The following is an 18,807-nucleotide window of genomic DNA, read 5'->3' as shown; positions in this document are numbered from 1 at the left end:
GTCGCACGATGTGTCGACCGGCGGGCCCTGCCGCGTTCCGGCGCCGGGAACTCAGTCCAGCGTCACGACCGTCCGCAGCGCCTCGCCGCCCCGCATCTGCGCGACGGCCTCGTTGACGTCCGCCAGCCCGACCCGGTGCGTGATCATCCCCGCGAGGTCGATCCGCCCGGCCCGCCAGAGGTCCACCACCAGCGCGATGGTGCGGGGCACCGACGTCCCGCCGTACAGCGAGGGCAGCAGACGCTTCTCGTTGAAGAACAGCTCGCCCATGGTGAACTGCGCGAGGTCGTCCTGCGCCCCGGCGCCGATCACCACCACCGCGCCCCCGCGCCTCGCCGCGTCGTACCCGGCCCGGACGGTGGCCGCACGGCCGACCGCCTCGAAGACGTAGTCGAAGCCGCCGCCCGGCAGGCCCTTCGCGACGGCCTTCAGCTCCTCCGGGGCGAGCGCGTCGGTGGCCCCGAAGGCCAGCGCCCGCTCCCGCCTCGACACGACCGGGTCGACCACGGCGATCCGGCCCGCGCCGCAGACCCGGGCCCCCTGCACGGTCGCGACGCCCACCCCGCCCGCGCCGATGACCGCGACGGAGGACCCCGGCTCGACCTGCGCGGTGTGGACGGCGGCACCGATGCCGGTGGTCACCCCGCAGCCGATCAGGGCGGCCAGCTCGTACGGCAGGTCGGCCGGGACCTTGATCACGGCGTCGCGCTCGACCACAACCTCCTCGGCGAACGCACCGGTGCCGTAGAAGCCGGAGGCGTCCACCGGAGCACCGCCGCCGTCGAACCGGAAGCCCGGGGCGCCGAGCCGGCGCAGGCTGGAGACGCAGAGGTGCCCGCGGCCCCGCTCGCAGTGGGCGCAGCGACCGCAGGGCGCCATCCAGCAGAGCACCACCCGGTCGCCCGCCTCGACGCCGGTCACGCCCTCGCCGACCTCCACCACGTCACCGGCTCCCTCGTGGCCGGGGACGAACGGCGCGGGCTGCGGCAGGACGCCGCTCATCGCCGAGAGGTCGGAGTGACAGAGGCTGGCCGCCCGCAGGCGGACTCTCACCTTGCCGGGGCCGAAACCGACCGCCACCACGTCGTCGCGGACGTCGAGCGTGTCCTGGCCGGTCTTGTGCAGGATGGCTGCGCGCATGGGGCTGCTCCCGGATTCCCCTCGGATCGGTGGTCGGGCCGATTCTGGCACGCCCCGCCCGCCCGGAGTAGAACACGTTTCACCGGCTGGGGCCCGGCCCGGACGGGGAGGGAACCGGCCCGCCGGGAATCGGGGTGTCGGCGAAGGGCCCCCGCTGGCATGATCGTCCGCCGTGCCCACTCCCCCCGTGCCCACTCCCGCCGCGGCCACTTCTGCCGTGCCCGCCCCTGCCGCGGCCCCCGCCGCCGCCCCGCAGACCTGCCCGCGCTGCGCCGCCGCGCTGGACGTCGACCCGCGGTTCACCGTCTGGTGCCCGCACTGCGGCTGGAACCTCACCCCGGGGCCGGAGCGCGCCGCGGCCACCCGGCAGGAGGCGGCCGCAGCCGCCCGGACCGACCGGCTCTACGAGGACGTCGCGGCCGGCCGTACGGCCACCGCCGGGCGGCGGGACTGGCTGGCCGCGTCCGCCATCGCCACCGTCGTCCACCTCGCCACCGCCTCCCTGTTCTCCTGGGGTCTCTGGCTGCTCGTCACCGGCAACACCCCGCTGCGCTGCCTCGGCGCGATCGTGCTCGCGGTCGTGGTCCTGCTGCGGCCGCGGCTCGGCCGCACCCCGCGCGACGAGGGCGTGCTGGACCGGGCCCAGGCACCCGCCCTGTACGAGCTGGCGGACCGGGTCGCCGCCGAGGTGGGGGCCGGGCCGGTCGGGGTGATCCGGGTCGACGGAGAGTTCAACGCGAGCGTGGAGGCGGTCGGGCTGCGCCGGCGGAACGTGCTCACTCTCGGCCTGCCGCTCTGGGAGGCGCTCGGCGAGCAGGAGCGGGTGGCCCTGCTCGGCCACGAGTTCGGCCACCGGGTCAACGGCGACCACCGGCGGGGCCTCTGGCTCGGCTCGGCGATCCACGCGATCGCGCACTGGCACGAGCTCACCCGGCCGCGCACCCACGCCGGCGGCGGGGTGGGCCTGATGCACCTGCTGCTCCACTTCACCGACCTCGTCACCAACGCCGTGCTCGGCGTCGTCGCCTGGATGCTGCGGCGGGTGTTCGGGCTGCTCGACCGGCTCACCGCGCGGGCCGGACAGCAGGCCGAGTACCACGCGGACACGCTGGCCACCCGGGTCGCGTCCACCGGGGCGACCCGCCGCCTGCTGCGGACGCTGCTGCTGCTCGGGACCGTCGACACCGTGGTGACCCGTGTGCGCGCGGAGCTGCAGGGCCGCCCCCGTGCGCCCCGCCGCGGCGCGGACCCTTCGGCGACGGGGCCGGCCCCGCAGGCCACGGCCACCGAGGAGCTCTGGGAGAAGCTGCGCGACCACCTCGCCGCCGTCCCGCCGCTGGAGCACGAGCGCCTGCTGCGCCGCTCCGCCCTGGACCGGGGTGCCGTGGACTCCACCCACCCGCCGACCCACCTGCGGCTGGCCCTCCTGGACCGGAGGCCGGACCTCCCGGCCGCCGTCACCACGACTCCCGCCGAGGCCGCCGCCATCAACGCCGAGCTGGCCCCCCACCGCACCCGCATCGCCCGCACGCTCCTCGCCGGCTGACGGCGCCGGCCGGCGGACCCGCTGACGCCGCCCGGCGCGGGAAGGCCGACGGCGCCGGGCCCGCCGCTCCGTGCCGCTCCGTGCCGGTCGGGGCGGTCGGGACGACGGGACGTACCGTCGAGTAGGGTCCGACGGCGAGCACGGAGTACCGACCACCCCCGGCAAGGAGCTGCAGCATGTCCGACCTCCTGGAGAACACGCGACCCGGGGCCGAGGTGCTGGCGGCGTTCGAGGCCGCGACCGGGTTCATGCCGGTGGACGAGGGGCTGGCGCTGTACGCGGCGGCGGTGACCGCCGCCCGGCGGACGGGACTTCCGGTACTGGAGATCGGCACCTACTGCGGGCGCTCGGCGATCCTGCTGGCGGCGGCGGCCCGGGAGGCCGGGACGGTGGCGCTCACCGTCGACCACCACCGCGGGTCGGAGGAGCAGCAGCCCGGCTGGGAGTACCACGACCCGACGCTGGTGGACCAGGAAGTCGGCCGGATGGACACCCTCCCGCGCTTCCGCCGCACGCTGCACGCGGCCGGGCTGGAGGAGCACGTGGTGGCGCTGGTCGGCCGTTCGCCGCAGATCGCCGCGCTCTGGGGCGGCCGCCTCGGCCTGGTCTTCATCGACGGCGGCCACACCGACGAGCACGCCACCGGCGACTACGAGGGCTGGGCGCCGCACCTGGCGCCCGAGGGCCTGCTGGTGGTGCACGACGTCTTCCCCGACCCGGCGGACGGCGGGCAGGCTCCGTACCGGGTCTACCTGCGCGCGCTCGCCGAGGGGTTCGAGGAGGTCTCGGTGACCGGTTCGCTGCGGGTGCTGCGCCGTACCGCCGCCTGATCCGGCCGAAGCGAGATCCGCGGACCCGCCCCACGGGCGATCACGGATGCTCTAACGTCGAGCCGGGGCTGTCGGGCGGGGGTTCGAACGGTACGGTGTCCGCGCGGCGCCGACGGGTGCCGCACGCGACGGAACGGCGACCGGGCGGCAACCGGGCGACACGGCGGTACCGGGGCACAGTGGTACCCCGGCACGGCACCAGGCAGAGCATCCGGGCAGACGGTGGGGGCTAGAGCGCAATGACCGACCAGCAGAACACCGCTCCGGCGGTCTGGGACCCCACCGCGCGCGGCGGCGCCGGCGGCTGGGTCCGCGGGCCGCAGCAGCAGCCTGCCCCGGGCGCCGCACAGAACCCCGCCGCACCCGCGCCCGCCACGCCCGCGGCGGCGCCACCCGCCGGGGCACCCCAGCCGCCCGCGTTCCAGCCCCCCGCGCCGCAACCGCCGGCCCAGCCGGCGCCGGGACAGCGGCCGCCGATGCAGCAGCCGCCCGCGCCGGGCGCCGTCGGCGACCAGGGACCGCCGCTGGGGGCGCGCCCGTACCTGTCGGGCGCCCCCGGCTACGACGCCCCGACCGCGCCCGCCTTCCCTGCGACCGCCCCGCAGCCGGTCACCCCGCCCCCGGCCGCCCCGCCCTCCGGCGGCTTCCCGGGCCACGCCACCCCGCAGAACCCGGGCCCGGGCGCGCACCAGGGCCAGCCCGGCGGCTACGGACCCCCGGCCGCCCCGCAGCAGCCCCCCTACCCCCAGCAGCCGTACGGGCAGCAGCCCTACCCCCCGCAGCCGTACGGCCAGCCGCCGTACGGACAGCCGGACTACGCCACCGGCTACGAGGACCCCGAGGACGAGGACCGCCCCGGCAGCAAGCGCGCGCCCGTGCTGATCGGCTTCGCCCTGCTCGTCGTGCTGGCACTCGGCGGTGGCATCCTCTGGGCGGTGAAGGGCGACGGCGACCCGGCCGAGAAGGCCGCCGCCCCCGGTCCGTCCGCCACGGCCGCGCCCACCGACGCGCCGGCCGCCGGCAACGCGCAGCCCGCCCCGACACCCACCGGTGCGCCGACCCCGGCCGCCACCGACACCGCCTCCGCCTCCGCCTCCGCGAGCCCGACCGCCGGTGCGGCCGGTCCCAACGCGCCGACCCAGGCCAAGGCGCTGGACGACCTGCTGACCCAGGGCGAGAGCGCGAAGGCGCCGATCGGCAGTGCGGTCGCCAAGGTGAGCAGCTGCCCGTCCAAGGCGGACATCGACAGCGCGGCCCAGGTCTTCGACTCCGGCGCCAAGCAGCGCGACCAGCTGCTCACCAAGCTCGCCACCCTGGCCGTCACGGACCTGCCCGGCGGTGCGGACGCGGTGGCGTCGCTGAAGTCGGCCTGGCAGCTGTCCGCCGACATCGACCGCGCGTACGCGAGCTGGGCCCGTGCGGTGTCCGCGCAGGGCTGCTCCGGTTCCGCGCCGAACACCACGGACAAGAAGCACGCGGACGAGCTCAATCCGCAGGCCACCCAGGCGAAGAAGGACTTCGTGACGAAGTGGAAGGCCATCGCCGACACGTACGGCCTGACCGCGCGCACCCAGGACAGGATCTGAACCACCCGTGACCCGCACCACCCAGGGCAACCCGCACGACGAACCACCGCGCCGCTCCCGCCTGTTGCTCACCACCACGGTGGCCGGCGCGCTGGTGCCGCTCGGCCTGGCCGGCTGGCTGCTCTGGCAGGCCGTCGGCGACCCCGGCAAGGCGGGCGACGCGGGGCCGTCGGTCCACGCGGCGGAGGCGGCCGCCCCGCCCGCGCCCTCGGCCACGACGGCCGCCGGGACGGCCCCGACCTCCCCGGACGCCACCGCCGCCTCCACCCCGACCGGACCGGAGCCGACGAGTGCCGCGCCGGCCACCCCCGAAGCCGGCGCCACCACTCCCGCCTCCGGCCCGGCCACCACTCCCGGCGCCTCCGCCCCCGGGTCCACCGGCCTCGCCGGCCGGACGGTGCTGCTCGACCCCGGCCACAACCCCGGCAACTTCGCCCACGCCACCGAGATCAACCGCCTGGTCGACATCGGCAACGCCCGCAAGGAGTGCGACACCACCGGCACCTCCACCAACGCCGGCTACACCGAGGCCGAGTTCTCCCTGGACGTCTCCCGCCGGGCCCGCGCGATCCTCACCGCCCGCGGCGCCACGGTGGTGCTGGTCCAGGACGGCGACCGGCCGTGGGGACCGTGCATCGACGAGCGCGCCCGGGCGGGCGCGGAGGCGCACGCCGACGTGGCGGTCTCGGTGCACGGGGACGGCGGCCCGGCCGGCGGCAGCGGGTTCCACGTGATCACGCCTGCCAAGGTGGTCGCGGGGAAGGCGGACAACTCCGCGATCGTCGCCCCCTCGCAGCGGCTCGGCCTGCTCCTGCGCGACGGCTTCCGCGCGGCCACCGGCGAGCAGTACGCCGACTACACGGCGAGTCAGGGGCTCGACACCCGCTCCGACCTCGGCGGGTTGAACCTCTCCACCGTGCCCAAGGTCTTCATCGAGTGCGGTAACATGCGCAACTCGGTCGACGCCAGGCGGATGACGGACCCTCAGTGGCGCCAGCAGGCGGCCCAGGGGATCGCCGACGCGCTGACGACGTTTCTGACCACGCGGTAGGCGCCTGCGGCCGAGGGGCCTGCCCGACCATCAGGTGGACGGCAGGAGTCGGGCCCGCGCAGTTTGCAACGACTTCGCCCCATTCCCGAGCCCGCTGTGCACCCGCGAGGCGGTTGGCCCTAGGCTTCTGGTCCGTTCGGAGTTTTCCGGACCGGTCAAGCCGACCGAGCACCACCGCCGTCCACGACACACCAACGAGGGGAACGTTAGTGAATCTGCGCGCTCTCACCAGGGGAGACGCCGCCGTCGCAGGTGCGGCCGTCCTGCTCTTCATCGCCTCCTTCCTGCCGTACTGGACCGTCGACTGCAGTGGCAGGTACTGCGGCGACACGTCGCAGAACGCCTGGGACAGCGTCCTGTTCCCCGTCCTGCCCTCGGTCTTCCTGCTCGGCATCCTCGCCGCCGTGCTGATCCTGGTGCAGCGCTTCCAGGGTGAGGCCGCCGCCAACCGCCAGGTGCTCGGCCTGCGGCTGGACCAGTGGGGCATCGCCTTCGCCGTCGCCGCGCTCTGGACCTCGATCTGGTCCCTGGGCGGCGGCCCGAAGGGCCTGGACCACGGCTTCGGCGCCTGGCTCGCCGTCATCTCGCTGATCGTGCTGGCCGGTGCCGCCGCGGCGAGCCCGCTGATCCCCGCGCTCAAGGCGCCCCTGGTCACCGACAAGCCGGCCGTCCCGCAGGGCTACCCGGGCGGCTACCCGGGCCCGCAGGCCGGCCAGCCGGGCCAGCCCGGCCAGTACGGTTACCCGGCCCCCGGCCAGGACCCGCTCCAGGCGCAGCCGCCGGCGTTCGGCGGCCAGCCCGGCGGTTACGGCTACCCGGCCCCGCAGGGCGGTCAGCCCCAGGCCGGCCAGCCGCAGGACGCCGCGGCCCAGCACGCCGCCCAGCAGGCTCCGGCCCCCCAGGCCCAGCCCGCCCCGGCGGCTCCGGCGGCTCCGGCTGCCGACTTCGCGCCGTTCTGGTTCGCCGTCCCGGCGCCGCGTCAGCTGGCCCCGAAGGACAACCCGGCCGGGGCCCCGGTCGGCGAGCTGGTCCCGGGCACCTGGTACCTGGCGGTCGAGCAGCGCGGCGCCGCGCTGGTCGCCCAGCTCCAGGACGGCTCGCAGGGCCTGCTGACCGACACCACGGGCATCCAGCGCGGCTGACCCGTCGCCACCGCCGCACGGCGGTCGCACGCAACGCCGAAGGGCGGGACCGGATCGATCCGGTCCCGCCCTTCGGCGTTCGTTCCCCGTGGCGGCCACCGAGGTCGTCGGCCCCCCGTGGCGGCCGCCGACGCCCGCCTCAGTGGCGGCGTGCGCGGGCGGGTGCGCGCCTCAGCAGCAGTCCTGCACCACCAGTCCGGCGGGCAGCTGCTCACCGCCGAAGACCGCGACCGTGGCCGGGTCGCCGCCGAGCGCGGCGACGGCCAGCAGCAGCGCGCCCGCCGTCCAGGTGGTGCGCTCCTCGGGCCAGATGGCGTCGTCCTCGAACACGTACCCGGTCCAGTACGAGCCGTCGGTGTGCCGCAGGTGCTTCTGGATCCAGCGCAGGATGTCCACCGCACGGTCGGACTCGCCGACCGCCCAGAGCGCGAGGGCCAGTTCGGCGCTCTCCCCGCCGGTCACCCAGGGCCGGTCGCTGACGCAGCGCACGCCGAGGCCGGGGACGACGAAGCGGTCCCAGTCCCGTTCGATCCGCTCCAGTGCGGCCGTTCCGCGCAGCGCGGTGCCGAGCACCGGGTAGTACCAGTCCATCGAGAAGCGGTCCTTGTCGAGGAACCGCTCGGGGTGGTGGGCGATGGCGTGCCGCAGCCGGCCGGCCGCCAGCTCCCAGTCGGGCTGCGGCTCCTCCAGGTAGTCGGCGATGGCCAGGCCGCAGCGGAGCGCGTGCAGGATCGAGGACGAGCCGGTGAGCAGCGCCTCGTCGGGCGCCTCGCCGTTCTCGTCGACCCGCCAGGAGATCGGCCCGCCGGGCAGCCGCAGGCCGACGATGAAGTCCAGGGCGCGCCTGACCACGGGCCAGATCCAGTCCAGGAAGGCGTCGTCGCCGGTGCTGAGGTGGTGGTGCCAGACCCCGACCGCGATGTAGGCGCAGAAGTTGGTCTCCTTGGCCGGGTTGGAGACCTCGCCGTCGGTGCCGCCCTGCCCGTAGGCGTAGGCCGCGTACCAGGAGCCGTCGGGGTTCTGGCGGGCCGCCAGCCAGCGGTAGGCGGCCTCGGCGGCGGCGTGCTCGCCCGCGGTGTCGAGGGCCATCGCGGCCTCGGTGTGGTCCCACGGGTCGAGGTGGTGGCCGGTGAACCACGGTATGGCGCCATCGGCCTGCTGCTCGGCGAGGATGCTGCCGACCGTGCGGGCGGCCTGCTCGGCGTCGAGCACCCCGTCCAGCAGCAGCACCTCGGGAACGGCGGCGGTCACTCGCCGGCCCGCCCGGTCTCGGCCCGGTCCGCCTCGGCACCGGCCGGCTCGGCACCGACCGGCTCGGCACCGACCGGCTCGGCACCGACCGGCTCGGCGCGGTTGGGCTCGGCGCGGTTGGGCTTGGAGGCGTAGGCGACGAAGCTCTTGCCGATGACCGGGTTGAGCGCCTTCTCGGCGGCCTTGGTGAGGGTGCTGATCACCGGGGTGCCGACGATGTCCCAGACCAGCAGCTGGTGGTAGGCCTTGACCGGCAGCGCCTTGTCGTTGTCCACGCCGACCGCGCACTTGATCCACCAGTACGGCGCGTGCAGCGCGTGCGCGTGGTGGGTGCCGTACGGCTCCAGGCCGGCGTCCTTGAGCTTGCCGAGCAGTTCGTCACCGCGGTAGATGCGGATGTGGCCGCCCTCGACCTCGTGGTACTCGTCGGAGAGCGCCCAGCAGATCTTCTCCGGCAGCCAGCGCGGCACGGTGACGGCGAGCAGGCCGCCGGGCTTGAGGACGCGGAACATCTCGTTGAGCACGCCCTTGTCGTCGGGGATGTGCTCCATCACCTCGGAGATGATGATCTTGTCGAAGTACTCGTCCTCGAACGGCAGGGCCAGCGCGTTGCCCTCCATGGCGACCGCCGACGCGCCCTCGGGGGCCTCGCCCGCCTGCTCCATGGCCGCGAACCACTTCCTGACCTCGGCGATCTCCTCGGTGTTCTGGTCGAGGGCGATCACGTTGGCCCCGCGTCGGTAGCACTCGAACGCGTGCCGCCCCCCGCCGCAGCCCAGGTCGAGCACCCGGTCGCCGGGGGCGAGCGGGAAGCGCGAGAAATCAACGGTCAGCACTGCGGGGCTCCCATTCCTTTGGTACCAAGCGTTTCTGACGCCACGTCAGAACTGTGGGGGACAGCGTGAGAACAGGGTGACCTGCCGGACGGCCGACGGGGCGACGCGCCGGGTACCGTCCCGGCCGGGCGGCCGGTCCGGTCCGGCGGCCCGTCAGGCCACGTAGCGCCAGCCCGGACCGGAGCGGGCCCGCTGCCCGACGCCGGTGGCGATCGCCGCCCGGTAGCCCTCGACGGTCAGTTCGGCGGCCCGCTGCCAGGTGAACCGTTCGAGCACCCGCTCGCGCCCGGCCCCGCCGAGCGCGACGCGCAGCTCCGGATCGTCCAGCAGCCGGCCGAGTGCCGCCGCCAGCGCGTCCGCGTCGCCCGGCGGAACGGCGAGACAGCTCTCGCCGTCCGGCCCGGCCACCTCCGGGATCGCCCCGCCGGTGGTGGCGACCAGCGGCGTCGCGGTGGCCATCGCCTCGGCGGCGGGCAGCGAGAAGCCCTCGTACAGGGAGGGCACGCAGGCCACCTCGGCCGAACGGTAGAGGTCGACCAGCTCCTGGTCGGTCAGGCCGCTGCGGAACTCGATGTGCTCCTCCAGGCCGAACCGGCGCACCGCGTCGGCGACCGGCCCGCGCTCCTTCTGCGGCTTGCCGACCACGACCAGGTGGGCGTCCCGCTCGGTGCGGACCTTGGCCAGCGCCTCCACCAGGTACACCAGACCCTTGAGCGGGACGTCCGCGCTGGAGGTGGTGACGATCCGGCCGGGCACCCGGCGCACCGTCTCCGACGGGGACCAGAGCCGCGTGTCGGCGCCGATCGGCACCACCGAGACCGCGCCGGGCGCGGCGCCCAGGTGCTCGACGATCTCCCGCTTCGAACTGCCGGAGACGGTGATGATGTGGTCCAGCCGGGCGGCCACCCGGCGCTGCATCCGGGTGAAGGCGTACCAGCGGCGCAGCGACAGCCGCCGCAGCCGGGTGGGGGCCGCGTCCAGCTCCAGCTGCCGGTCCACGGTGATCGGGTGATGGATCGTGGTGACCAGCGGGAAGCCGTGCCGTCCCAGGCCGAGCAGGCCGTAGCCGAGGGTCTGGTTGTCGTGCACCACGTCGTAGCGGCCCTTGTGCAGGGCGAGGTGGCGGCGGGCGCGCAGCGAGAAGGTCAGCGGCTCGGGGAAGCCGCCGGTGCGCATGGTGGCGACCTCCAGCACGTCCACCGGCCCCCGGTACTCGGCGAGGCCCGGGGTGCGGAACGGGTCGTCGGCGCGGTAGAGGTCCAGGCTGGGCAGCTCCACCAGCCGGACCGAGCCGGGGCCCTCGACCTCGTCCAGTACGGGGTAGGGCTGAGCACCGATCACGTCCACGTGGTGGCCGAGCCGGGCCAGTTCACGGGAGAGGTGTCGTACGTAGACGCCCTGGCCGCCGCAGAACGGGTCGCCGCGGTACGACAGCAGGGCAATCCGCAGCGGTTGCGCGGTCATCCTCGGCCCCCATCTCTGCTACTAGGTGTGCTGCCGGTCGCTAAAGTAGATCAGGTTTCAGTGTGGTGTGGAGTTCACCAGTGACCATGTGAACAATGAGAGACCTCGAAGATACCGGCCCGTAGCTTCCCGTCAGGAGCCAGGGCTGGTGATTCACGCCACGCCGGAGCACCCGACCGACCTGCCGGACCCACCTCGCGGGACCGGCCGGCCCGGCATGCTCCGGAGCTGTTCCGGACCTGCTCCGGCACTCCAGGAGCACCCCGCCACTCTCGCGCACCGGGAGCACCCTTGCACTCGCCAGCCGCACCGAATGCCGCACCGCCCGCCGACGCACCATCCGCTCCCCGCACCGCACCGGGCTCCGTGCCGAACCCCGTGCCGAACCCCGCGACGCCCGCCGACGCGCACCCGGCGCCGGCCCCCGCGACGCACCCCGCACCGGCCACCGCGCCCTCCGCCGTACCGCCCCCCGACGGCCCGCCGCTGACCGCCCGACAGGCCGAGCGGCGCCACCGGATCCTGCGGTCCGCGACCGTGCTGGCGGCCCGCGGCGGGTACGAGGCGGTGCAGATGCGGGAGGTCGCGGAGGGCGCGCAGGTGGCGCTCGGCACCCTGTACCGCTACTTCCCGTCGAAGGTACATCTGCTGGTCGCGGTGATGCTGGAGCAGTTGCAGGGCCTCCAGGAGCAGGTCCGGCGGCACCCGCCGGCCGAGCGCGAACCGGCGCCGCGGGTCGCCGAGACGCTCACCCGGGCGTTCCACGCGCTCCAGCGCGAACCGCTGCTCGCGGAGGCGATGGTCCGGGCGCTCTCCTTCGCCGACCGCTCGGTCAGCACCGAGGTGGACCTCGTGAGCACGGCCACCGGGCAGCTGATCCTGGACGCGATCGGCCAGTCCGGACCGCCCACCGAGAGCCAGCGTGCCGCCGTCCGGGTGATGGAGCACACCTGGCACTCGGCGCTGGTGTCCTGGCTCTCCGGCCGGTCCTCGATCGCCGAGGTCCGCGCCGACCTGAACACCGCCGCCCGACTGCTCACGCTGCCCTGACCGCCCGGCCCCGGCGGCTGCCGCTCCGCCGGCCGGCCGCCGCCCTGACACCGGCCCGACGCCCGCCCGCCACCGCCGCGGCGGCCGCACCGCCGGTGCCCGGCGGACGCCGTGCCGGTGCCGTGTCAGCACCGAGGCGCCGCTCCGCCGCCGGCGTCCCACCGCCGTGCCGCCACGCACCCCGCCCAAGTGGAACCTGTTCTCGTCAGGGCGGGTCGGACGGGCGCCGAACGGCGGCTAGAGTCGACCCGCAGGACAACTCCATCCCGCTTCTCCTCCGGGGAAAGCCGGTGCGAATCCGGCACTGACCCGCAACCGTGAGCCCGGTGGACAGCCGGGCGAGTCGGAGTGCCCGGGGAGGGGCGAGCGGCCGGACCGGGCACACCCGTGCCCGGCACCGTCGAGGACTACGGAGGGCCCCCGGGCCGCCACCGCTCACCGAAAGGCTCATCTCCACCATGCACACCGCCGCCCGTCTGGGCGCCGCCGCCCTGTCCGCCGCACTGCTCACCGGCACCGCCGCCGCACCGGCCCTCGCCGACAGCCCCTCGCCCGGTGCCGTCACCGTCCCCGAGGGCCTGTACGGCAAGAGCGACCCGCAGTTCGACGGCGTGTGGCGGCAGTCGCTCGCCCTCACCGCGCTGGCCGGCGCCAAGGTGACGCCCGCCGACTCCGCCGTCTCCTGGCTCACCGGCCAGCAGTGCGCGGACGGCGGCTGGCCCTCGTTCCGCGCGGACGCCACCGCGGCCTGCGACGCCACCACCGAGGACAGCAACGCGACCACCCTCGCCATCCAGGCGCTGGTCGCGCTCGGTGGGCACCAGGACGCCGTCGACAAGGGCGTCCAGTGGCTGAAGACCAACCAGAACGCGGACGGCAGCTGGGCCTACAACCCCGGCAGCCCGGGCGACGCCGACTCCACCGGTCTCGCCGTCAGCGCCCTGTTCGCCGCCAAGGTGGACCCGGCCGGCGTCGCCAAGGCCGGAAAGAACGCCTTCGACGGGCTGGCGCTCTTCCAGCTCGGCTGTGCCGCCCCGGCCGACCAGCGCGGAGCCTTCGCCTACCAGCCCAAGCCGGACGGCACGTTCGAGCCGAACGCCCTCGCCACCGGCCAGGCCTCGCTGGCCGCGGCCGGCGGGAAGCTGCCGGTCACCAACACCAACCGGACCGACGCCGCGCCCAAGGCGCTCGTCTGTGCGGACGGCTCCACCGGCGCCACCGGCGCCACGTCGACGGCCGTGCCGCGCGCCGACTCCGGCGAGGCCGCCGGCGCCTACGTCACCGCGCAGCTCGCGGCGGGCGGGCAGCACCTCACCCTCACCACCCCCGGTGCCGCTCCCACCCCCGACCACACGGCCACCGCGTGGGCCGCGCTCGGCCTGATCCAGGGCGGCCACCCGCAGCAGGCCGCCGGCGCGGTCGACTGGCTGGCCAAGGAGGGCACCACCTGGACCAAGGGCGGCACCGACGCCGCCGCCACGGCCAGCCTGCTGCTCGTCGCCCAGGCCGCCCACCGCGACCCGGCCTCGTTCGGCGGCGACCTGGTCGCGCAGCTGACCGCCCTCGGCCCGGCGCCGAAGGCGGCCGCCCCGGCGGCTTCGGGTTCGGCCTCTGCTCCGGCGAAGGAGGAGAAGAAGGACGGCGGCATCAGCCAGTGGTGGCTGATCGGCGTCGGCCTCCTCATCGGCATCGGCGGCGGCCTGGTCCTGAGCCTCCAGCGCAAGCGCGGCCCGAAGCTGTGACCAGCCCCGGCGAGCCGGCCGGCGCGGACGGGTCGGCCGGCGCTGGCGGAACGGCGGGCCCGGACGGGACGGCGGGCCCGGACGGGACGGCCCGCGCGAGCGGGTCGACCGGCGCGAGCGGGTGCCCGGGGGACCGGTCGGACTCGGCCGGCCTGAGCGGGTCGGCCGGGGCGGCTGTCCGCTGTGGCCGGCGGGTGACGCCCGCGGTCGTCCGGTTCGTCGCCGGGGTGGTGGCCGGGGTGCTGATCCTGCTGGTGCTCGGGGCGGCCCCGGCCCAGGCCGCCGGGTACCGGTACTGGTCGTTCTGGAAGTGGTCCGGCAGCGCCTGGGCGTACCAGCAGCAGGGGCCAACGGTCTACGTGCCGCAGGACGGCGGCGTGGACGGGTGGCGCTTCGCCGTCAGTCCGGACGGCGGCCGGGACGCCGCCCGTCCCGGCACCGACGCGGACTTCGCCACCATCTGCGGAGCCACGCCCGAGCAGCAGGGGCGCAAGCGGGTGGGCGTGGTCCTGGACTTCGGCACCGCCGCCGACTCCGCCGGCGAAACCCCGCCCGGACGCCGCACCGCCTGCGCCGTCGTGCCCGGCAACGCCAGCTCGGCGGAGGTGCTGGCCACCGTAGCCCCGCCGCTGCGGTACGACAGCAACGGACTGCTGTGCGCCATCGCCGGCTACCCGAAGTCCGGGTGCGCCGACCAGCTCGGCGCAGCCGGGCAGCCCTCGTCCGAGGCCACCCTCGTCGCCGTCCGCGACGATCCCGCGCCCGGTTCCGACGGCCCGGACCTCGGAGTGATCGGCGGCGCCGTACTCGTCACCGCCCTCGCCGCGGGCGCCGTCTGGCAGGTGCGCCGACGACGGTGAACCCGGGCGAATATGTAGACCGGTCCATAGATGCCGACGCGGCCAACCTGGCCGACTCAGTCGACCCGGCCAACCCCGCCAACCCGGCCAACCCGGCCAACCCGGCCGGCATGAATCGAATATACCGATCGGTCTACATATGTAGACCGGTCCATATATACCGACCGGTCTACAGATAACGGCCCCACCGCGAACACGCCGGAGTGGGAAGTCGGCCCAGTCGACTTCCCACTCCGGGCCTAGCCCCCAGCGCCCGGCCCCCGGCGCCCGGCGCCCGGCGCCCGCCCGCGAACGCCCCAGCCCACCAGCCGCCGCCCATCCGCCGACCCGCTCGCCCACCGGCCACCGGCCACCGGCCACCGGCCACCGCCCACCGGCCCATCACCCCGCGACCCGCCAACCGCTCCCTCCCCCAGCCCACCCGCGCCGACCTGGACCCCCTCCGCCGTGACCACACCCCGCGCCGCCGGCCCGCCCCGCGCCGCCCGCTCCCGCCGCCCGCCCATCGGCCCCCGCCAACTGCATCCCGGGGCCTGGTGGCTGTGGGCGCTGGGCCTGGGCGCGGCGGCGACCCGCACCACCAATCCGCTCATCCTCCTGCTCCTCGCCGCCGTGGCCGGCTACGTCGTGGCCGCCCGCCGCGGCGATGCGCCGTGGTCGCGCTCGTACGGCGCGTTCCTCCGGCTCGGACTGCTGGTGCTGGGCATCCGCCTGGTGTTCGCCGTAGTGCTCGGTTCGCCGGTCCCGGGGACGCACGTCCTCTTCACCCTCCCCGAGGTGCCGCTGCCCACCTGGGCACAGGGCGTGCGGATCGGTGGCCGGGTCACCGTCGAGGGTCTCCTCGCCGCGTTCTACGACGGCCTGCGCCTGGCCACCCTGCTGGTCTGCGTCGGCGCCGCGAACGCCCTCGCCAGCCCGGCCCGCCTGCTGCGCACGCTTCCCGGCGCGCTCTACGAGGCGGGCGTGGCCGTCGTCGTGGCGATGACCTTCGCGCCGAACCTGGTCGCCGATGTCCGGCGGCTGCGGGCCGCCCGCCGTCTGCGCGGGCGCACCGACCGGGGCATCGCCGCCGTACTGAGCGTCGGGATTCCCGTCCTGGAGGGCGCGTTGGAGCGCTCGGTGGCGCTCGCCGCTGCAATGGACACCCGCGGCTTCGGCCGCACCACCGACATCCCGCCGCGTCTCGCCCGCACCACCGCCGCGCTCACCCTGGCCGGCCTGCTCGGCGTCTGCCTCGCCACGTACGGGCTGCTGACCGCCGGCGGCACCGGCTGGGCCCTGCCCGTGCTGCTGCTCGGCCTGGCCGCGGCCTTCACCGGACTGCTGCTCGGCGGACGCCGTTCCACCAGGACGCGCTACCGGCCCGACCCGTGGGCGCTGCCGGAGTGGCTGACCGCCGGTTCGGGCGTGGCCGTGGCCGGGCTGACGATCTGGCTGTCCGCGCGCGACCCGGCCGCCTTCGCCCCCACCGTCGTCCCGCCGACCGCCCCCACCCTGCCACTGGCCGCCGTGGTCGCCGTCCTGATCGGCCTGGTCCCGGCGTTCGCCGCGCCGCCACCACCCCGGAGGGCTTCGTGACCACCCCGGAGGACCTCATGGCCACCCCCACCCGGCCCACCACCCCGCACCGGGCCGCCACCCGAGCCACCGCCCGGCTCACCACCCCGCACCGGGCCACCACCCGGCCCACCACCCCGCACCAGCCCCGGAGGGCCTCGTGATCACCTTCGACCAGGTCTCCGTCCAGTACTCCGACGCCGCGGCCCCCGCCCTGAGCGGTGTCGACCTGACGATCCCCGAGGGCGAACTCTGCCTGCTGGTCGGCCCGTCGGGCTCCGGCAAGTCCACCCTCCTGGGCACGGTCAGCGGCCTCGTCCCGCACTTCACCGGCGGCGTGCTGCACGGCCGGGTCACCGTCGGCGGGCGCGACACCCGCGAGCACCGGCCGCGCGAACTCGCCGATCTGGTGGGCACGGTGGGCCAGGACCCGCTGGCACACTTCGTCACCGACACGGTCGAGGACGAACTCGCCTACGGCATGGAGTCGTTGGGCCTGGCCCCGGACGTGATGCGCCGCCGGGTCGAGGAGACGCTCGACCTGCTCGGCCTTGCCGACCTCCGTGACCGCGCCCTCGGCTCCCTCTCCGGCGGCCAGCAGCAGCGCGTCGCGATCGGCTCGGTGCTCACCGTCCACCCGCGCGTGCTGGTCCTGGACGAGCCCACCTCCGCGCTCGACCCGGGCGCCGCCGAGGAGGTGCTGGCCGTGCTGCAGCGGCTGGTCCACGACCTCGGCACCACCGTGCTGATGGCCGAGCACCGGCTGGAGCGGGTCGTCCAGTACGCCGACCAGGTCCTGTTGCTCACCCCCGGCGCGCCACCCGTCCTCGGTGAGCCCGCCGCGGTGATGGCGCACTCGCCCGTCCACCCGCCCGTGGTCGGCCTCGGCCGGCTCGCCGGCTGGGACCCGCTGCCGCTCTCCGTCCGCGACGCCCGCCGCAAGGCGGCCGGCCTCCGCGCACGGCTCGACGGCCTGCACCCGGACGCCGCTCCCGCGCCCACCGGCACGCCCGTCGCCGAGACGGGACGCCTCGCCGTCAGGCGCGGCCCCGTCCCCGCCCTCCGTGGCGTGGACCTCGCCCTCCACCCCGGCGAGATCACCGCGCTCATGGGCCGCAACGGCGCCGGGAAGTCGACCCTGCTCGGCGCCCTGGTCGGCCTGCACGCGCCTGCCGCCGGCAGTGCCCGGGTCGGCGGGCTCACCCCGCACCGCAGCCGGCCCGCCGACCTGATCCGCCAGGTCGGACTCGTCCCCCAGGACCCGCGCGACCTGCTCTACGGCGAGAGCGTCACCGCCGAGTGCGCCGCCGCCGACGCCGACGCGGGCGCCACCCCCGGCACCTGCCGCGCCCTGGTCGAACGGCTGCTGCCCGGCATCGCCGACACCACCCACCCCCGCGACCTCTCCGAGGGCCAGCGGCTCACCCTGGCCCTGGCCGTCGTCCTCACCGCCCGGCCCCCGCTCCTGCTGCTCGACGAGCCGACCCGCGGCCTCGACTACGCCGCCAAGTCCCGCCTGGTCGAGATCCTGCGCGCGCTCGCCGCCGACGGCCACGCCGTCCTGCTCGCCACCCATGACGTGGAACTGGCCGCCGAACTCGCCCACCGCACGGTGATCCTGGCCGAGGGCGAGATCGTCGCGGACGGTCCGACGCCCGAAGTGGTGGTCTCCTCGCCCGCGTTCGCCCCGCAGGTCGCCAAGATCCTCACCCCCTCCCCCTGGCTCACCGTCCACCAGGTCGAGCGGGCCCTCGACGGGAGCGCCGGATGAGCCGCCCGACCCCTCCCGACGGCCCCGTCCCTCCCGACGGCCCCGTCCCACCCGGCAACCCGACCCCACCCGGCAGCCCGGCCCCTCCCCCCAACACCCTCCCCCTCGGTCGCCCCGTCCCCCTGGGCCGCCGCTCGGTCGCGACGCTGCTCCTCACCTCCCTGGTCGGCGTGGCCGCCTTCGGCTGGCCGCTGCTCGCCGCGACCGACTCCGCGCTGGTCGGCCACGCGACCGACGCCCCTTGGCTGTTCGCCCTGCTCCTGCCGCTGCTGCTCGCCGTCGTGGTCGCCCAGATCTCCGAGGGCCGCACGGCGGGCGGCGGCGCTCCGGGACTGGACGCCAAGTCGGTCGCCCTGCTCGGCGTGCTGGCCGCCGCGGGAGCGGCCCTGCGCCCGCTCGGCGCCGGCACGGCCGGGCTGGAGCCGATGTTCTTCCTCATGGTGCTGTCCGGACGGGTGCTCGGCCCGGGCTTCGGCTTCGTGCTCGGCTCGCTCTCGATGTTCGCCTCCGCCCTGCTGACCGGCGGAGTGGGCCCCTGGCTGCCGTTCCAGATGCTCGCCATGGGCTGGGTCTGCCTCGGCGCCGGTCTGCTCCCGGGCCCCGCCACCCTGCGCGGCCGCCGCGAACTCGCCCTGCTGGCCGGGTACGGGGCGGTGGCCTCCGTCCTCTACGGCACGGTCATGAACCTCCAGGGCTGGCCCTACATCGCCGGCCTGGCGAGCTCGATCTCCTTCGTCCCCGGCGACCCGGTCTCCGCCAACCTGGTCCGCTTCGCCGCCTACTGCCTCACCACCTCGCTCGGCTGGGACCTCCCCCGCGCCGCCCTCACCGTCGTCCTCTGCCTCAGCCTCGGCACCCCCCTCCTGCGCGCCCTGCGCCGGGCCAGCCGCCGCGCCGCGTTCGCCGCCCCGGTGGAGTTCCGCCCGCCCGGGGAGGCACCGTAGGGACGTAACCACCCGGCCGGGAACGGGGACCGGCCCG

16 protein-coding genes and 1 riboswitch are annotated in these 18,807 nt (G+C 75.8%); of the genes, 12 read left to right on the top strand and 4 right to left on the bottom strand.

Annotated elements, in window-relative coordinates; all coding sequences use genetic code 11:
* Nucleotides 1-51: 51 nt before the first annotated feature.
* Nucleotides 52-1,140, bottom strand: a complete 1,089-nt coding sequence (locus ACFC1F_RS25615) for an alcohol dehydrogenase catalytic domain-containing protein (protein WP_376161625.1) — start codon at nucleotides 1,138-1,140, stop codon at nucleotides 52-54.
* Nucleotides 1,141-1,312: 172 nt separating this feature from the next.
* Between ACFC1F_RS25615 and ACFC1F_RS25610 the strand changes: the two genes are divergently transcribed.
* From ACFC1F_RS25610 to ACFC1F_RS25590, 5 genes are all read left to right on the top strand, one after another.
* On the top strand, nucleotides 1,313-2,686 hold the full coding sequence (locus tag ACFC1F_RS25610; protein ID WP_376161623.1) for a M48 family metalloprotease: 1,374 nt from the start codon (nucleotides 1,313-1,315) through the stop codon (nucleotides 2,684-2,686).
* A 176-nt stretch (nucleotides 2,687-2,862) separates the two neighbouring features.
* A complete protein-coding gene (locus tag ACFC1F_RS25605) occupies nucleotides 2,863-3,516 on the top strand; it encodes a class I SAM-dependent methyltransferase (protein ID WP_376161621.1) in 654 nt (217 codons plus the stop codon).
* Between the two features lie 239 nt (nucleotides 3,517-3,755).
* Nucleotides 3,756-5,102 carry a hypothetical protein gene (locus tag ACFC1F_RS25600; RefSeq protein WP_376161619.1) on the top strand — a complete coding sequence of 449 codons (1,347 nt, stop codon included), beginning with the start codon at nucleotides 3,756-3,758 and terminating at the stop codon, nucleotides 5,100-5,102.
* Between the two features lie 7 nt (nucleotides 5,103-5,109).
* On the top strand, nucleotides 5,110-6,153 hold the full coding sequence (locus tag ACFC1F_RS25595) for an N-acetylmuramoyl-L-alanine amidase (RefSeq protein WP_376161617.1): 1,044 nt from the start codon (nucleotides 5,110-5,112) through the stop codon (nucleotides 6,151-6,153).
* A gap of 209 nt (nucleotides 6,154-6,362) precedes the next feature.
* Entirely contained in the window at nucleotides 6,363-7,295 is a 933-nt protein-coding gene (locus tag ACFC1F_RS25590) for a hypothetical protein (RefSeq protein ID WP_376161615.1), read from the top strand.
* A gap of 171 nt (nucleotides 7,296-7,466) precedes the next feature.
* On the opposite strand, the gene ACFC1F_RS25585 is transcribed toward ACFC1F_RS25590, so the two are convergent.
* The 3 genes from ACFC1F_RS25585 to ACFC1F_RS25575 all read right to left on the bottom strand — a co-directional run bounded on the left by ACFC1F_RS25585 (nucleotide 7,467) and on the right by ACFC1F_RS25575 (nucleotide 10,846).
* A complete protein-coding gene (locus tag ACFC1F_RS25585; RefSeq protein WP_376161613.1) occupies nucleotides 7,467-8,546 on the bottom strand; it encodes a prenyltransferase in 1,080 nt (359 codons plus the stop codon).
* Nucleotides 8,543-9,382 (bottom strand): class I SAM-dependent methyltransferase, encoded by an 840-nt coding sequence (locus tag ACFC1F_RS25580; protein ID WP_376161611.1) that lies wholly within the window; start codon nucleotides 9,380-9,382, stop codon nucleotides 8,543-8,545. The genes ACFC1F_RS25585 and ACFC1F_RS25580 overlap by 4 nt, the downstream gene beginning before the upstream one ends.
* A gap of 153 nt (nucleotides 9,383-9,535) precedes the next feature.
* Nucleotides 9,536-10,846 carry a glycosyltransferase family 4 protein gene (locus ACFC1F_RS25575; RefSeq protein WP_376161609.1) on the bottom strand — a complete coding sequence of 437 codons (1,311 nt, stop codon included), beginning with the start codon at nucleotides 10,844-10,846 and terminating at the stop codon, nucleotides 9,536-9,538.
* Nucleotides 10,847-11,212: 366 nt separating this feature from the next.
* Between ACFC1F_RS25575 and ACFC1F_RS25570 the strand changes: the two genes are divergently transcribed.
* The 7 genes from ACFC1F_RS25570 to ACFC1F_RS25540 all read left to right on the top strand — a co-directional run bounded on the left by ACFC1F_RS25570 (nucleotide 11,213) and on the right by ACFC1F_RS25540 (nucleotide 18,770).
* Complete coding sequence (locus ACFC1F_RS25570) at nucleotides 11,213-11,896, top strand: TetR family transcriptional regulator (protein WP_376161607.1); 684 nt, start codon at nucleotides 11,213-11,215, stop codon at nucleotides 11,894-11,896.
* Between the two features lie 280 nt (nucleotides 11,897-12,176).
* A riboswitch (cobalamin riboswitch) is annotated at nucleotides 12,177-12,250 on the top strand.
* Between the two features lie 104 nt (nucleotides 12,251-12,354).
* Nucleotides 12,355-13,638 carry a prenyltransferase/squalene oxidase repeat-containing protein gene (locus ACFC1F_RS25565; RefSeq protein WP_376161605.1) on the top strand — a complete coding sequence of 428 codons (1,284 nt, stop codon included), beginning with the start codon at nucleotides 12,355-12,357 and terminating at the stop codon, nucleotides 13,636-13,638.
* A 194-nt stretch (nucleotides 13,639-13,832) separates the two neighbouring features.
* Nucleotides 13,833-14,498, top strand: a complete 666-nt coding sequence (locus ACFC1F_RS25560) for an SCO2322 family protein (RefSeq protein ID WP_376161604.1) — start codon at nucleotides 13,833-13,835, stop codon at nucleotides 14,496-14,498.
* 447 nt (nucleotides 14,499-14,945) lie between these two features.
* On the top strand, nucleotides 14,946-16,076 hold the full coding sequence (locus tag ACFC1F_RS25555) for a CbiQ family ECF transporter T component (RefSeq protein ID WP_376161602.1): 1,131 nt from the start codon (nucleotides 14,946-14,948) through the stop codon (nucleotides 16,074-16,076).
* Complete coding sequence (locus tag ACFC1F_RS25550; RefSeq protein ID WP_376161600.1) at nucleotides 16,073-16,219, top strand: hypothetical protein; 147 nt, start codon at nucleotides 16,073-16,075, stop codon at nucleotides 16,217-16,219. Before ACFC1F_RS25555 ends, ACFC1F_RS25550 begins: the two co-directional genes overlap by 4 nt.
* A complete protein-coding gene (locus ACFC1F_RS25545) occupies nucleotides 16,216-17,826 on the top strand; it encodes an ABC transporter ATP-binding protein (RefSeq protein WP_376161598.1) in 1,611 nt (536 codons plus the stop codon). The genes ACFC1F_RS25550 and ACFC1F_RS25545 overlap by 4 nt, the downstream gene beginning before the upstream one ends.
* Nucleotides 17,823-18,770: an ECF transporter S component gene (locus tag ACFC1F_RS25540; RefSeq protein ID WP_376161596.1), complete on the top strand. Its 948-nt coding sequence runs from the start codon at nucleotides 17,823-17,825 to the stop codon at nucleotides 18,768-18,770. The genes ACFC1F_RS25545 and ACFC1F_RS25540 overlap by 4 nt, the downstream gene beginning before the upstream one ends.
* The last annotated feature ends 37 nt before the right edge of the window (nucleotides 18,771-18,807 follow it).

The sequence above is a fragment of the Kitasatospora sp. NPDC056181 genome, from assembly GCF_042266225.1.
Classification (GTDB): Bacteria; Actinomycetota; Actinomycetes; order Streptomycetales; family Streptomycetaceae; genus Kitasatospora.
The sequence above is the reverse complement of the archived record's forward strand: the minus strand, read 5'-3'. Positions and strand labels throughout refer to the sequence as shown.